15 protein-coding genes are annotated in these 14,900 nt (G+C 31.2%); 3 read left to right on the top strand and 12 right to left on the bottom strand.

Annotated elements, in window-relative coordinates; all coding sequences use genetic code 11:
* Positions 1-3: 3 nt before the first annotated feature.
* Complete coding sequence (locus Q0820_RS03570; RefSeq protein ID WP_298485159.1) at positions 4-1,797, bottom strand: DUF4153 domain-containing protein; 1,794 nt, start codon at positions 1,795-1,797, stop codon at positions 4-6.
* 406 nt (positions 1,798-2,203) lie between these two features.
* Between Q0820_RS03570 and Q0820_RS03565 the strand changes: the two genes are divergently transcribed.
* A complete protein-coding gene (locus Q0820_RS03565) occupies positions 2,204-2,659 on the top strand; it encodes a hypothetical protein (RefSeq protein WP_298485157.1) in 456 nt (151 codons plus the stop codon).
* A 105-nt stretch (positions 2,660-2,764) separates the two neighbouring features.
* On the opposite strand, the gene Q0820_RS03560 is transcribed toward Q0820_RS03565, so the two are convergent.
* From Q0820_RS03560 to hemB, 3 genes are all read right to left on the bottom strand, one after another.
* The gene (locus Q0820_RS03560; RefSeq protein ID WP_298485156.1) at positions 2,765-3,238 is read right to left on the bottom strand and encodes a methylated-DNA--[protein]-cysteine S-methyltransferase; all 474 of its coding nucleotides are present in this window, start codon (positions 3,236-3,238) and stop codon (positions 2,765-2,767) included.
* Between the two features lie 2 nt (positions 3,239-3,240).
* Positions 3,241-4,362, bottom strand: a complete 1,122-nt coding sequence (locus tag Q0820_RS03555; protein ID WP_298485154.1) for a CNNM domain-containing protein — start codon at positions 4,360-4,362, stop codon at positions 3,241-3,243.
* 268 nt (positions 4,363-4,630) lie between these two features.
* The gene (gene hemB, locus Q0820_RS03550; protein WP_298485152.1) at positions 4,631-5,620 is read right to left on the bottom strand and encodes a porphobilinogen synthase; all 990 of its coding nucleotides are present in this window, start codon (positions 5,618-5,620) and stop codon (positions 4,631-4,633) included.
* A gap of 137 nt (positions 5,621-5,757) precedes the next feature.
* Here hemB and Q0820_RS03545 point away from each other — a divergent pair, with 137 nt between their 5' ends.
* Positions 5,758-8,394, top strand: a complete 2,637-nt coding sequence (locus tag Q0820_RS03545) for a DEAD/DEAH box helicase family protein (RefSeq protein ID WP_298485150.1) — start codon at positions 5,758-5,760, stop codon at positions 8,392-8,394.
* Positions 8,395-8,399: 5 nt separating this feature from the next.
* On the opposite strand, the gene Q0820_RS03540 is transcribed toward Q0820_RS03545, so the two are convergent.
* Positions 8,400-8,975, bottom strand: coding sequence for a hypothetical protein (locus tag Q0820_RS03540; RefSeq protein ID WP_298485148.1), 576 nt, complete (start codon positions 8,973-8,975; stop codon positions 8,400-8,402).
* 91 nt (positions 8,976-9,066) lie between these two features.
* Between Q0820_RS03540 and dcm the strand changes: the two genes are divergently transcribed.
* Complete coding sequence (gene dcm, locus Q0820_RS03535) at positions 9,067-10,395, top strand: DNA (cytosine-5-)-methyltransferase (RefSeq protein ID WP_298485146.1); 1,329 nt, start codon at positions 9,067-9,069, stop codon at positions 10,393-10,395.
* Here the strand turns inward: dcm and Q0820_RS03530 are convergent.
* From Q0820_RS03530 to Q0820_RS03500, 7 genes are all read right to left on the bottom strand, one after another.
* The gene (locus tag Q0820_RS03530; protein ID WP_298485145.1) at positions 10,284-11,018 is read right to left on the bottom strand and encodes a PmeII family type II restriction endonuclease; all 735 of its coding nucleotides are present in this window, start codon (positions 11,016-11,018) and stop codon (positions 10,284-10,286) included. The genes dcm and Q0820_RS03530 overlap by 112 nt on opposite strands.
* A gap of 24 nt (positions 11,019-11,042) precedes the next feature.
* Entirely contained in the window at positions 11,043-11,453 is a 411-nt protein-coding gene (locus Q0820_RS03525; RefSeq protein ID WP_298485143.1) for a YchJ family metal-binding protein, read from the bottom strand.
* A complete protein-coding gene (locus tag Q0820_RS03520) occupies positions 11,453-11,611 on the bottom strand; it encodes a hypothetical protein (protein ID WP_298485140.1) in 159 nt (52 codons plus the stop codon). Before Q0820_RS03520 ends, Q0820_RS03525 begins: the two co-directional genes overlap by 1 nt.
* A gap of 9 nt (positions 11,612-11,620) precedes the next feature.
* A complete protein-coding gene (gene hemF, locus Q0820_RS03515; protein WP_298485138.1) occupies positions 11,621-12,523 on the bottom strand; it encodes an oxygen-dependent coproporphyrinogen oxidase in 903 nt (300 codons plus the stop codon).
* The gene (locus Q0820_RS03510; RefSeq protein WP_298485137.1) at positions 12,520-13,155 is read right to left on the bottom strand and encodes a hypothetical protein; all 636 of its coding nucleotides are present in this window, start codon (positions 13,153-13,155) and stop codon (positions 12,520-12,522) included. The genes hemF and Q0820_RS03510 overlap by 4 nt, the downstream gene beginning before the upstream one ends.
* A gap of 90 nt (positions 13,156-13,245) precedes the next feature.
* The gene (locus Q0820_RS03505) at positions 13,246-13,743 is read right to left on the bottom strand and encodes a DUF4411 family protein (protein ID WP_298485135.1); all 498 of its coding nucleotides are present in this window, start codon (positions 13,741-13,743) and stop codon (positions 13,246-13,248) included.
* Positions 13,740-14,879, bottom strand: coding sequence for an ImmA/IrrE family metallo-endopeptidase (locus Q0820_RS03500; protein ID WP_298485134.1), 1,140 nt, complete (start codon positions 14,877-14,879; stop codon positions 13,740-13,742). Before Q0820_RS03500 ends, Q0820_RS03505 begins: the two co-directional genes overlap by 4 nt.
* Between the last annotated feature and the right edge of the window lie 21 nt (positions 14,880-14,900).

The following is a 14,900-nucleotide window of genomic DNA, read 5'->3' as shown; positions in this document are numbered from 1 at the left end:
AAATTAATTTTCTTTTAGGAATAGAAAAGCTTTAAAACTATCAAACAATAAATCTTTATCATTTGAAACTCTAAAACTTAGTTCTGATAAATACATTTTAATTTGCATACTATTGTTACTAACCTCTATTGTAAAATTTGTTGCATCTAAATTATTTAGATTTGGCCCTTGTCCAATAAACGTACTAAGTTTATTCTTAATAGGAATTTCTATAGTATTAAGGCTATCTTTTTTTGATGTAACATGCATCTTTAAAGTGTTCATATTTAGAATTATGTCATATTCTCCAGCATCCACTGTTTTATTGGTGTTGTAATAGTTTAAATACGTAAAATAATCATAGTCTTCTATTGGTGCAGAAAACTTATTATTACTGTAATGATTTCTATAATAGTATATATTTTTTGATTCTATTTTATCTACAGTATTAGTATCTACTTTAATGGCAAGTTTTTCCCAGATTTTGTGTTTGTTTAAATAGCCAAACATATTATCTTCCTCCCTTTCTTCTCTAAAGTCTTCTATATTTAATTGGGTAACAGCGTTTAAGTTTGTTACTTTTTTTCGTTCTTCTAAAAAGGTTAAAATAGATTTTAGTTGGTATAATTCTGATTGACTTGCAACATTATTATTTTCTTTTACTTTATTAAATATTTCTTCGAATTGCCTTGTTTGGCTTGCGTTTGCAACACTATGCGCTCCCCAAAAACCAAAGGAAGAAAAAATTGCAATTGCAAATAAAGAAATAGGGATTGTTCTTAGTGCTTTTTTCTTGCTAAGTAATACATATGCTATCATGGCAACATTCCAAATAGCAATTGCTAGTACAAAATACCTATTTTCTGTAATTCCATAATCATTAATCCTCCTAAAAATAGCAACAAAAAGTAGTATGTTTAAAGGAATTAATAAGAAGTAAAACCAAGGAAAAAATCTATTAATTGTCCATGATTTTATATTTTTTTGAATGGGGTTTATTATGATTTGAATTACATATCCTAAAACAGATAGTGCAATTACTAAATAGGAAACCCAACCTTTAGGTAATTCCCATTCTATAACAATTTTGGCACTATATGCATATAATATTAATAGGTAAAGAATAACTAACGGTATTAATATATATTTAACCAATACTTCAATTGCTTTGTTAAATTGTATGCTAGTATTCTGTATTACATTTTTAGGAAAATCTGCTAAATAAATCCATGTATTTACAATACCAATGCAAAATATAAAGAGCTGCCCGTATCTTTCTCCTTTAATTGTAATATCAAAAAGAGCGTCAATAGCAACTAAAGCTAAAACTAAGCCTAAGAAAAGAATACCTGAAAAAAACAGACTTCTAGTTATAGCTACTCCAGTTAGGTTTAAGTAATTCCAATAGGCATTTTTATCCCATTTAACTAGAAATGGAGCAAAAAGCACAAATAAATGCCCTGCAATAAGGTAAAGGAAAAATCTAGTTAGGTATATAGGGTTTTGTGTATAATGGTATACACTAGGGTAGTACCAGTAAAAAAAGCCCAATAAGGCAAGGACAACTACTTTTAACCAGAGCCATTTTTTCTTGTTCTTAAATTGTTCTACAAAAAATTGAATACCAATTAGCCAGCTTATACCCAAGCTTAGCGTGAGTAATACATTTGATTTGTCATCAAATAAATCTAACGAAGAATCTCCTACAATACTCATACAATATAAAGAGCCTAGAATAGACCACACTAATGTAATAGGAAAACGTTTAAAAGCACTTTCTGCTTTAGTGGTAATTTCTGTTAAAGATGGTATTTTCATTATATTAAAAATAATGGTTTCAGTAACAAATTTACGGTTACTGTTAGGTTTAAAACACCCTGTTTACAGTTGTTTTTATGGTACGCTTTTAAATACGTTTGTTTATATGTAAATAAACTAGGTAGTCGGTTTTTAGTTTTAAAAAACCTATTGCTAATTACTAAAACTTCTTTTTTTGATGTTTTAGTATCGATGAAAAGTAAAAACTCCATTCTGTTTGTAGCTATAAGGGTTTAAAACCAACTAATTGGTTTGTAATAATTAAAAAATATTGCTTTCTTTTCTGCTTGTTTTCTATAAAATGTAAGATAAATCTCTTTAATCAAATAAGAAAAAAATATAATTTATACAATAATATGGTTGTAAGGCGTTTTATAGAACTCAATAATAAACCAAAATTATAACCATGAACTATTTTTTTAAATTACCATTAACTTTTTTATTACTTATTCTTTTTACTGCTTGTTCAGAAGAGGATGCAAATGTTGAAGATAAACTTGCAGATGTAGATCTTTTAATTGGCGAATGGAACTTTGTTTCTGAACATTCATATTATTGTGATACGGATGAAATTGAAACTTCAAGACCTGGAGATGTTGGTGTTATTAATACCTATACTTTTAAAGCAGATGGCACTTATATTGAAATAGTAGATGGGGAGTTTTATGAAAGCGGTGAGTGGAAAAAAAATGAGGATGGCACGTATAAAATTACACCTTTAGAAGATGCTTATGAAGATGATTTAGAAGCTTATGATATTAAGTCTGAATTTGATGGAAAGGATGTTTTAAAATGGGGAATATACGGTTGCGAGGATAATGATTCGGATACCTATGAATATGCTAAATACGAAAGAAAATAGGCGTATTTCAGAATGTAAACTTCTATACGTTTTATATATAAAGAGTTTAGTTTCTTTTTCTATTTTAATTAGAAAAGTCACTAAACTCTTTTTTATTTATTACTGTTAAAACAACGATTGTTGCTTCGATGGACTTTCTAATTCTAATAGCCATTTTTTTCTATGCAGACCGCCAGCATAACCTGTAAGTGAGCCATCACTACCAATTACTCTATGACATGGCACTACAATCCAAAGCGGATTTTTGCCATTTGCAGCTGCCACAGCACGTATTGCTTTTGGGTCTCCTAAGGTTTTAGATAAATCCATGTAGGAAATTGTTTTTCCATAGGGTATATCTTTTAAAGCTTTCCAAACCTTTTTTTGAAAACTAGTTCCTTCAGGATTTAAGGTTAAATTAAAGACTTTGCGTTCTTCTTTAAAATATTCGTGAAGTTGGTACACAGCATCTTCTAAAACTTCTGGTATAATAGTGGTAAGAGGAACATCAGAATTTAGAACAATAATAGAGGCAATACCATTTTCATTGCCTGTTATTTTAGCAATACCTAATGGAGTTTTAATAAATGCCTCTTCCATTTTTACTCTAACTTTGTATTTTCTTCAATAATACCAATTTCTTTAGCTCTAGTTTCCCATTTTTTTCTGGCTAAGAGCTGTAGGTCTGCAACATTATCACTCTCATCCATAATTTCTAAGCCCAAAAGCGTTTCAATTAAATCCTCTAATGTTACTAAACCACTAACAGAACCATATTCATCTACTACCAAAGCTATATGTTCTCTTTTCGCTATAATAATATCAAAAAGTTGTGGTATAGGAGTATCTCTTTTGGCAATTAAAATATCTCTTTTTATCTCAGATAACGGAATATCATCATTATCATTTATGATCTCTTCAAGTATTGTGTCTTTAAGCACAAAACCTGTAATATTATCTACTTTTTCACTAAATACAGGAATACGAGAAAATCGTAATTTAGGGTTTTCATCAAAAAAAGACCGAATGGTTTTTTGTTCTGATGCAATTTTCATAACAGCTCTAGGCGTCATTATATCTTTTACAAGAACTTCATCAAAACGTAATAAGTTTTTTATAATAGTAGATTCCGATTTTTGAAAAACCCCTTCTTCATGCGCAATATCTGTCATTGCAGTAAAATCTTCTCTACTTAAAACGCTACCATGATGCCCTTTGCCACCAACTAATTTTGTAAATAACTGTAAAATCCATAATAGACCTGTCCATTTTAGAAATAAGACCATTATTTTAAGAGACTTTGCAGAAAAATTAGCAAGTTGTCTCCAATAGGTTGCGCCAATAGTTTTAGGAATAATCTCTGAAGCAATTAAAATAAGTAAGGTCATTATGGTAGAAACTACACCAACCATAAGTTCTTCCGAGAATTGTATTCCAAAGAAAGATTTTTTTACAGAGCCATACATTTCTTGGTAAGCAACTTTTGCTTGTACACCAACTAATATTGCACCAACAGTATGGGCAATTGTATTAATGGTAAGTATTGCAATAAGTGGTTTGTCTACATCTTTTTTAAGCTCCTCTAGAGTAGAAGCAAATGCTTTTCCTTCTTTTTTCTTTACGGTAATAAAAGTTGGTGTAATACTTAATAATACTGCTTCTAGAATAGAACACAGAAAAGAAAAGAATATAGATATTAAAGCATAAAATATAAGAAGTGCCATGAATAGTGTTTAAGGTATAAAAATACGGATAAATATAATAGCGTTTATTTTTTTTGGTAGTAGTTAATTCATTGTAATTGCTTTTATAAACCATCATAAAAAGACAATTTTACAATTATGTGAGCAAAATAAATCGTATATGATTAACTTTAAAGTATTGATTAAATGTATTTTATGATTATTATTGAATGCTTTGGTAATGGTTTTATTCTTAGTATTTATTATATACCAAAAAGTATTAAATGCTAAACTTTTATATTTAATTTTTTTAGCCTAATAGTTTTACTGCATCTTTAGCAAAATAGCTAGCAATAATATTTGCTCCTGCTCTTTTAATTGCTATTAGTTGTTCCATCATAACAGCATCATGGTCTAGCCACCCTTTTTCTGCTGCAGCTTTAAGCATAGCATATTCACCAGAAACTTGGTAAACTGCAACAGGTACCTCTACTTCGTTCTTAATTTCACGAACAATGTCTAAGTAACATAAACCTGGTTTTACCATTACAATATCTGCACCTTCATCAATATCCATTTGGGTTTCTCTAATAGCTTCAAATCTATTAGCGTAATCCATTTGGTAGGTTTTTTTGTCTTTTGGAATATTTTTATTGTCTACTGGAGCAGAATCTAATGCATCTCTAAAAGGACCATAAAAGGCACTAGCATATTTTGCACTGTAGCTCATTATTCCAGTATTGGTATACCCTTCATCTTCTAAGGCTTCTCTAATGGTTAGTATTCTACCATCCATCATATCACTTGGTGCAACAAAATCTGCTCCAGCTTCTGCATGAGAAACACTCATTTCTGCAAGAACTTCGGAAGATGCATCATTTACTATTTCACCGTTTTCAACAATACCATCATGACCGTAGACAGAAAATGGGTCTAAAGCAACATCGGTCATTACCAGCATCTCTGGACAAGCATCTTTTACAGCTTTTACAGCACGTTGCATTAGTCCGTCTGGATTTAAGGCTTCCGTTCCTTTATTGTCTTTTAGGTTATCTGGAACTTTTGCAAAAAGTAACACCGCGCAAAGTCCCATATTCCATAGTTCTTTTACTTCTTTTTGTAAATTTTCTAAGCTTAAGTGATATTGCCCAGGCATGGACGGAATTTCTTTTTTTATACCTTTTCCTTCCACAACAAATAGTGGCACTAGAAAATCATCCGGAGTTATTATGGTTTCACGAACTAATCTGCGAACAGCTGCATTACTACGTAATCTTCTATTTCTTATAAGTGGGTACATAATTTCTTAAATAGTATTTTATATTACAAAGAAAAGAAAAACGGCAATAGAATTGTGGCTAACGCCAATATTATTGGATTGTAAAACGTTGTTTGTTTACATTTATACTAATATTTGTCTTTAAAATCCTTTTGTAGTTGATTCCTAGCTTTACGTCTTTATCTTTTAAATTTCCTTGGCGAAGGTATCAAGCAGCGTTTTTAGCGCATTTTGAATCGCATATTACAGATAATCATCTACATGTTATTGCACCTCCAGGTTCTGGAAAAACACTCTTAGGATTAGAAATAGTTAGGCAATTAAGCCAAAAGACATTGGTTTTAGCACCAACCCTAACTATTCGTAACCAGTGGGAAAACAGATTGCAAGAGTTTTTTGTTGGTCAAGAACCTTTCACGGCGTTCTCTTTTGCTATCTCTAAGCCTTTAGACGTTACTTTTAGTACATACCAAGGATTACATGCGTTTTTTAAAAAGCAGCAATCACAAGAGGCTTTTATTCAATTTTTTAAAAAACAGGGGATACAAACATTGGTTTTAGATGAAGCACATCACTTAAAAAATGAATGGTGGAAATGTTTGTATGCTATAAAACAAGAGTTAAACCTAACTATAGTTGCCTTAACAGCAACACCACCTTATGATAGTGGTAGTGCAGAGGTAGAACGTTATTTTGATTTATGTGGCCCAATTGATGATGAAATTGCGGTACCAGATTTAGTTAAAGAGGGCGATTTATGTGCACACCAAGATTTTGTACATTTTTCTTTACCAGAGGATAGTACCATAAACTACATTTATGAGTTTCGACAAAAAGTAGCACAATTATTAGAAGATTTACAGGCGGATATTGATTTTAGAAAGCTAATAAAGAACCATCGTTTTTTACACCAGACTGAAACGTATTTAGAAGATATTTACCAAAACCCTACTTATTTCTCGGCTTTACTTATCTATTTGCAAAGTGTACATATACCAATTGCAACAGATAAATTAGAGGTTTTGGGTTTTGATAAAGAAGAGTTGGTAGATTTTCCTGCCCTTAATACACATTGGTTGCGTATACTTCTTAATCACTTATTTTTTCAGGATAGAGAAAACTTACAGGAATATGAAGTTCTCTTAAAACAGTGGGAGAAGAAATTGCGAAAACTAGGGGTTTTAAAAACCAAAAGAATTGATTTAATAGGTTCCGAACTCTTTTATCAAACCCTTTCTACAAGTGCTAGTAAGTTAAATAGTATCGTGGCAATTGCAGAATCTGCGCAGAAAGATTTAGGAGCAGAATTGCGTACGGTTGTATTAACAGACTATATTCGAAAAGAATATTTAAATACGAAAGAAAATGAAGTTTCCAAGATTAACAAATTAGGGGTTATGCCCATATTTCATAGGCTTAAAACATCTAATGTTAACAAAAAAACAATTGGTATATTAACTGGAAGCTTAGTTATTATTAGCACAAATGCTAAAACAGAATTGTTGGTAAGGTATCCACAAATGAAATTCAATTTTTCTGTATTGGAGTCTGATGCTGATTTTGTAATTCTACAAAGTGCCACTTCTGGAAATACTACTGTTGTAGAGATACTAACAAAATTATTCCAAGATGGGATTATTAATATACTAATTGGTACAAAGTCTCTTTTAGGCGAAGGTTGGGACGCTCCAGCCATAAACACATTAATCTTAGCATCTTTTGTAGGTTCTTTTGTTTCTTCTAACCAAATGCGAGGAAGAGCCATTCGTTCCCAACAAGGAAACCCAAATAAAACTGCTGTTATTTGGCATTTAGCCTGTATAGACCCAACCGATGAAAATAAAGGAAAGGATTATGAAACCTTAACTAGGCGTTTTGATGCTTTTATGGGAATTTCTAAGGAAAATCCTGTATATATAGAAAGTGGGCTAGATAGGTTGTCTGTTTCCAATATGGGTACCGAGGAAGAAATTTCTAAAGCAAATAAAGAGGCTTTAGTTGCAGCCGCTAACAGAGCAAAGATTAAAAGCAAATGGAAAGAAGCGGTTTTAAATGGTACTGGTTTACAAAGAGAATTAAAAAAATACCATAGCAGTAAAACACCTTTTATAGAACAAAAGAAACTACTTTATAAAGATATGGTTGCTTATAGTTTTGTAGAAATAGTTGCAATGCTTACTTTTTTCTTGCCAGAGTTTTTGCTTAAGAATATGACCGTTCTTTTAACAAGAGGTTGGTTACAATTTATTTATGCCTTACTATCTGCCTTTGTGTTTGGTTTTGGCATAAAAACCTATAAAGCCATAAAGCTTTATATAACTTATGGAAAAATACATAAACACGTAGCCAAAATGGGTTGGGCAATAGTAGATACCATGCAAGATTTAGGGTATATAAGTACTTCAAATGCAAAACTGGAAGTAGAAACTAATTTAGATACTTATGGTACAATCTCTTGTATGCTATTAGGAGCTACAAATTATGAAAGCTCTATTTTTATAACCGCTTTAGAAGAGGTTTTAGCACCTATAGAAAACCCTAGGTATTTATTACTAAGAAAACATTGGTTTAAAAAGCAACTAGGTATAGAAAGCTTTTATGTAGTACCTACTATTTTTGGGGATAAAAAAGAAAGAGCGCTACTCTTTTTAAAGCATTGGGAGAAAAATATGGACAGTGCCCAATTAATTTATACCAGACAAAAAACTGGTAGAGCCATATTACTTAGAGCACGAATTTTGCATATTACCAATACCGAAGATAAACCAACTAAAAAAGCAGTAATCTGGAAGTAGTAATGTTAGTTGTTTTTAAGCATTTCTTGCTTACAACGAATTTGCTTTTCTAGTGCGCTATCTAAAAAATGTTTTTCCCAAAGCTTTATATCTTTTCTAATTTTTATTGGGTTTTGGTCTTTATCAATATACTTTTTTATGGATTTTATTATAGGGTCACTATCGCCAGATATTTTTAGAATAGATTTTTTGCCAGGGATAGTATAATCTCCTTCATAATCATAACAAGAAACTAAAACAGCATCTCCAACTTTTAAGTCTAAACCATTAAAGCAGTCTGTTTTAAAATAATTTTGATTGGTATATTTATTGGCACCTATATCTTTAATTTTATATACTTGTTCTAATTTTATAATTCCGTCTTGGGAAGTGTATAAGGGGCCAGCTTCATCTGTTGGTTCTTTTAATTGGGTAACTACACCTCTAAAAACTAAGGAAAGTTCTGTACTACATTCTCCAATAAAAGGACCAGATTCTGGCCACCAATACGTATAACCAGCGGTTAGTGTGTCTGGAGTAAAGAGTACCTCAATATCACTCTTTCCTTTTTTTCTGGAGTTGCATGAAAATGAAAAAAGCATAACAAAAAATAAATGGAAAAGAACAAAGAACTTAATTTTATTATTCAAATTTTTCCTATAAATTTGTAACCAATGTGTAAGGTTGTGTAACATGGGTATAAAGGATTATTATTCACTTTCTGAGGCTTCAGAAATTATTGGTAAAAGTAAAGAAACTTTACGAAGATGGGATAAAGAAGGAAAACTTAGTGCAGTTAGGGAACCTATTAGCAACTACCGGGTTTATAAAAAGGAACAATTAAATACTTTTCTTGAATTATTTTCTGATAAAATAGATGAGAAAACTGATAATTCAATAGCTCCATTAAAAGAATACAAGGTTTTGGAACTTTTTGCAGGAGCAGGAGGTTTAGCAATTGGTTTAGAAAAAGCAGGAATTAAATGTGTAGCTCTAAATGAAATTGATAAATGGGCGTGCCAAACATTACGTAAAAATAGACCAAAATGGAATGTTTTAGAAGGCGATATAAAATCTTTCTCTTTTCATAAATATAAAGAAGAAGTTGATATAGTTACTGGTGGTTTTCCTTGTCAGGCTTTTAGTTATGCTGGTAAGAAATTAGGTTTAGAAGATGCTCGTGGTACGTTGTTTTACGAATTTGCAAGAGTTATAAAAGAAGTTAACCCGCCAATTTGTATTGGTGAAAATGTAAAGGGTCTTTTATCCCATGAAAAAGGAGAAACTCTCAAAGGAATGATTTCAATTTTAGATGAAATAGGCTATAATGTTGTTCCCGTTGAAGTTTTAAAAGCGATAAACTATAAAGTTCCACAAAAAAGAGAGAGGTTAATACTTGTTGGTATAAGAAAAGATATTGATATAGCTTACGAATATCCAAAGAAGCATAGAAAAGTTTATAATTTAATTGATGCTTTAAAAAAGGGAGAATTATATAGTTCTGATGTTCCTAAGTCTCCTGGATCAAAGTATCCTAAACATAAAGAAGAAATATTACAATTGGTGCCTCCAAAAGGATATTGGAGAGATTTACCTATTGCTATTCAAAAATCTTACATGGGTAAGAGCTTTTATTTGGGAGGAGGAAAAACAGGAATGGCAAGAAGAATTGGTTGGGATGAACCTAGTTTAACGCTTACATGTAGTCCTGCTCAAAAACAAACCGAAAGATGCCACCCAGATGAAACAAGACCATTTACAGTAAGAGAGTATGCTAGAATACAAACTTTTCCAGATAGTTGGGAGTTTAGTGGTTCTGTATCACAACAATATAAGCAAATTGGAAATGCAGTACCTTGTAACTTAGGTCAAGAATTAGGATATTCTATTATTAAATTTTTGAATAATTATTATTCAAAATTAAATAATTCTGAGTCATTTATTTCTGATGCTAATAGCTCTAATCCTTCATTAAAAAAATCTTCTGTGTCTAAAGAAGAAATAGTAGTATCTAATTCTTGAACTAGTTTGTCATAAAAGTTAGGTAAACCAGTTATTCTATGCCAAAAATCTTTTCCTATTACAACAGGGAATTGTTGGTTAATTTTGTTGTAATGTTGACTTAATTGGCTCTCTTCGCCATATAAGACACCTAATATTAAATCTGAATTATTCATCGCTAGAGAATTTGTTCTAGCTAAATTGGTAACTGTTGTAAATTTTTTTAATAAAGGAGAAACATCTTCCGAGTTTATTGTATTTGGACCAGACTTTAATTGACACCATTTTTTTCTACCATCAATTTTATCAATAAACTCAATATCCATTCCTTTAATTAAAGAGCCTTCAGCTAATTTTAAAGCTACAAACATATTCTGTATTCGTGTCCCAAAAGAGGTGTTTATAGACGTTCCAAGAACGCGGGGGTAATAAAGTGCCTTTGCAATACCAATTGGTGTAAAATCTTTTTCTAGTATTTTGGATAAATATTTTACTACAATAGGATTTATTTTATAAGATTTTAATTTGGAGTGTGTTTTAATAGAGCTCGATTTATGATTTTCAAAAATATTAGACTTAAAATACTCTGTTACAATTTTTAATAACTCTACTTCTTCCATGTTTTCAAAGATATGTTTTTTCAAAAATTTTTTTCCTTTGTAGTACGTTTAAATATTTGATGAGCTTTTGTCTGCTAAACCCAAATATACCCAATGCTTATTTTCTTTTACAAAGGCTGATTTTTCATTTAAAACATTAACCTTTCCATTTTCGTAATAATACGCATTAAAAGTTACAGTCCCTTCAGTATCTTTTTCAGCTCCTTTGGTTGTTTCTAAAACTTCTAACTTAATCCAATTAACAGCCTTTGTCCAGGCAATAATTGCTTCTTTATCTTTAGTTGGCCTGGTCGTAGAATGGTGACTTTGCATTAAATAGTCTCCGTTTGCCATAACAAATGCAGAATACCTAGAACGCATTAATTGCTCTGCTGTTTTTGCTTTTAATATATTGTTATGTAGTATATTACAACACATCGTATATGATTTTTTGCTACCGCAGAAACAATTTTTTTCCATTAATTATCTTTTGCTTTTTCTTGACTTAGCTTTACAATAGCTTTTAGTCGTTCTTTTCTAGTCTCCTGTTCTTTTTTAAGCTTATTCTTTTTACGGTTCATTAACTTAGTATGCTTTGCTTTGCTTACCGTATTTTTTTCTTTTCCTTTTTTCGGCATAATCTAGTTTTAAACCCAATCTTTTGGAGTTGCTAAAACTTGGAGTAATTTTTCTTCTGCGCTTCCTTTTTCTGGATGGTGATTATAATGCCATTGTACATGTGGAGGTAAGCTCATTAATATACTTTCTATACGGCCATTGGTGCGTAACCCAAATAAAGTTCCTTTATCATGTACTAAGTTAAATTCTACATAACGGCCACGCCTAACCTCTTGCCAGTCTCTTTGTTCTTTACTATATGGTAAGTCTTTTCTTTTTGTAACAATTGGTATATATGCTTCTAAAAAGCTATTGCCAACTTCGGTTACAAAATTATACCAGCCTTGCATAGACATATCATCGGTTGCTTTACAATAATCAAAAAATAAGCCTCCTAAGCCTCTTGCTTCATTACGGTGTGCGTTCCAAAAATAAGTATCACATCGTTCTTTATATTTTTTATGAAAAGATGGATTGTGTTTATCACAGGAAATTTTGCATATATTATGAAAATGAATAGCGTCTTCCTCAAATAAATAATAGGGTGTAAGGTCTTGACCACCACCAAACCATTGATCTACAATGTTACCTTGTTTGTCATACATTTCAAAATAACGCCAATTAGCATGTACTGTGGGAACCATTGGGTTTTTAGGGTGCAATACTAAACTTAGTCCGCAAGCAAAAAAATCGGCATCTTTTACTCCAAAATAGTTTTGCATACTTTCTGGTAAAGCACCATGCACTGCAGAAATGTTTACCCCACCTTTTTCGAATACAGCTCCATTTTCTATAACACGTGTTCTACCACCACCGCCTTCTGGTCTTTTCCAAAGGTCTTCTTTAAATGTAGCAACACCATCTACTTCTTCTAATTTAGTAGTTATAGTGTCTTGTAGTTGTTGAATATAGGCGTAGAAAGTATCTTTCATAAATCAGGAATATTTATAGGCGGGTTTTTATTTTGTGGCTTATAAAGTAATAATACTTCAATTAGTACTAAAAAACAATAATAGATTAGTCCAAAAAAAATGGCAATATGTGGCGTGTCTATAAACACACCACCGGATGTTTTTGCGGCATTATAACCAGAAATTTCTAAGTACTCTTCATGTAACCCAAGTTCCGGAATGGAATTCATAGTAAACATAATTACAAAAATCAATATAAAATATATAATTGCAGCCAAAACAGAAGTTAATATTGCTCTATTTTTTAAAGCCGGACTTACATCTGAAAATGCAAAACGCATACGATTAAATATAACTACTAAGTAAGCTATTAATATAATATTATTCTCTGTTGCAGCATTAAAAGCAAGTGCAAAAAGACCATACACTGGAAATAATACGTATAAAGATATTTTTCTAGGCATTACAGCCATAAATACACCAGAGTGGACCATAATAAACTCAAAAGCCATTAGTGCTGCCAATGCGGAAACAGTAGAAGCATCATTTATAGTTGGATTACTCCAAATTTTATAAAATTGGTAGGCTATTAAAAGATTAATTAGGATACCTAAATACTCAAACTGGCGATCATATTTTTCAATTATCTGCATTAGTTTATTGAATTGTAATATCTTTTGTATAGCGCGTTTGTATTCCGTAGAGTACAGATATACTATACAAATTGTTGTAGATAGTATGTTTTAAAAGTTTTCATTCAATTCCCTTAACATTTCAATAGTATTTATATACCTCACGTTAAATTGATTGCAAACTTCAGGGATTTTAATTCGATTCCTTCTATTTGGCTCGCTTTTTTCATAAGTAACTATTGTCCATCCATTACTCATGGCAAAAGCGACTAACCAAGGGTCGGCTAAATCTGTTGCAAGAAATTCTTGTTGAGCACGTTCAGTAAAATGACTAGAATTTACCCAATTCACAATAGATATATAATTGTTTAATACAGAGTCAGTATTTATAAAAAAATCATTTGGAAGATTATCTCCGCACCAAATCTTTAATTCATCTTGATGAGAAGCATTATCAAAAATTTCTTTTTTAACCTTATCAATACTTACTATGGTACCATTCATTGCAAGGTCATTAATTTTCACCCAAAAACTTTGAACTACATCTAGTGGGTAAATAGAGCGGTGTGCTTGAATAAAAAAGTTGGAATCTACAATGAATTTACTCATGCTTGATATAAGTATTCATTGATAAATTTCTCATAGGTGTTTCCTTTCAAGCTTGTCAATCTATATGCATCTCGATAAAGAAGGCTATTCTCTTTTACAGCACTATTAACATAGCTTGCAAATCTTAAGCTTATTCGTTTTTTTGCAGTTGCATAAAAATTCCCTCCAGAACTTTGAGTATCCTTTTTATTTTGAAATTCAGAGATATAATCGTTGTAGAATTGAAAAAAAGATGTCCTAGACATCAATTTTAAGTCAAGAGCTCTTCTAGCTATAACAATAGGACTAACCTTAAAAACTCTACTCAGATATTTAATGTTTTGAGTGCTATTCCATTTTTCTTTGAAAAATATTTCGGGTACTAGGAATTCAGCAGCTACTTTATCACAAAATTTCTCAATGGGATCATCAGCCGGTAACATTTGTTTATTGTCAAAACCTGCACTTTCTCCTAACCATATATGTGCAAGCTCGTGAATCAATGTAAACATTTGGGCAGCTTTTGCATCAGCAGAATTAATAAAAAGAAATGGACTTTTATTATTTACTATTACAAACCCTCTACATTCGTCAACTGGGATTTTTCTTCTAGTATTATTACCAACTATTCCATTAAAATTTACAATTATACCAATTTCTTCAATTTGTAATGTTAAATGGTCTAGTGCTTGTTCCCAAGTACCAAGTTTACTTGCCCAGTTTACTGTCAGATTTAAAGTATTACGAATATCATTTACAACTTCTTTATAATCGGAGTTTACATTATACTTTCCTACAAATTCTAAGTCTGGATATTCACTTTCTTGAAGATAGTTAGTTAACCAATTCTGTCTTTCTTTTATGATTTGAATTGTATGGTATACGTTTAAAGAAACCATTTCTCTTTGAGAATTTCCCGTCCTAAAGAAAGGGATTGGAATTTCTTCTTGAGGCGGTTGATTGAGAAACATATAACCAAAAGGAACATGTACCTTATGTGTAAAATCTTCTAATTGTTTTATTGTCGGTTTCTTCGTTCCTGCAACCCACTCAGCAACAGCAGGGTTGTTAAAATAGAATTCATCCAATTCATTTCCTGCCCGGGTAATAGCCCAGTTAATTAAATCAGCGTTTATATTTTCTATCCTAGTAGACATTAAGCAAATATAATTTTTTTA

Origin of the sequence: uncultured Maribacter sp. (assembly GCF_947495965.1) — a bacterium.
Lineage (GTDB): Bacteria > Bacteroidota > Bacteroidia > Flavobacteriales > Flavobacteriaceae > Maribacter_B.
This window is presented reverse-complemented; position numbering and strand designations above follow the sequence as displayed.

Excerpts from the sequence above, each read along its gene's own strand:
- Q0820_RS03570 (WP_298485159.1), bottom strand. The coding sequence starts at position 1,797 with ATGAAAATACCATCTTTAACAGAAATTACCACTAAAGCAGAAAGTGCT.
- Q0820_RS03565 (WP_298485157.1), top strand. The coding sequence starts at position 2,204 with ATGAACTATTTTTTTAAATTACCATTAACTTTTTTATTACTTATTCTT.
- Q0820_RS03560 (WP_298485156.1), bottom strand. The coding sequence starts at position 3,238 with ATGGAAGAGGCATTTATTAAAACTCCATTAGGTATTGCTAAAATAACA.
- Q0820_RS03555 (WP_298485154.1), bottom strand. The coding sequence starts at position 4,362 with ATGGCACTTCTTATATTTTATGCTTTAATATCTATATTCTTTTCTTTT.
- hemB (WP_298485152.1), bottom strand. The coding sequence starts at position 5,620 with ATGTACCCACTTATAAGAAATAGAAGATTACGTAGTAATGCAGCTGTT.
- Q0820_RS03540 (WP_298485148.1), bottom strand. The coding sequence starts at position 8,975 with ATGCTTTTTTCATTTTCATGCAACTCCAGAAAAAAAGGAAAGAGTGAT.
- dcm (WP_298485146.1), top strand. The coding sequence starts at position 9,067 with ATGGGTATAAAGGATTATTATTCACTTTCTGAGGCTTCAGAAATTATT.
- Q0820_RS03525 (WP_298485143.1), bottom strand. The coding sequence starts at position 11,453 with ATGGAAAAAAATTGTTTCTGCGGTAGCAAAAAATCATATACGATGTGT.
- Q0820_RS03520 (WP_298485140.1), bottom strand. The coding sequence starts at position 11,611 with ATGCCGAAAAAAGGAAAAGAAAAAAATACGGTAAGCAAAGCAAAGCAT.
- hemF (WP_298485138.1), bottom strand. The coding sequence starts at position 12,523 with ATGAAAGATACTTTCTACGCCTATATTCAACAACTACAAGACACTATA.
- Q0820_RS03510 (WP_298485137.1), bottom strand. The coding sequence starts at position 13,155 with ATGCAGATAATTGAAAAATATGATCGCCAGTTTGAGTATTTAGGTATC.
- Q0820_RS03505 (WP_298485135.1), bottom strand. The coding sequence starts at position 13,743 with ATGAGTAAATTCATTGTAGATTCCAACTTTTTTATTCAAGCACACCGC.
- Q0820_RS03500 (WP_298485134.1), bottom strand. The coding sequence starts at position 14,879 with ATGTCTACTAGGATAGAAAATATAAACGCTGATTTAATTAACTGGGCT.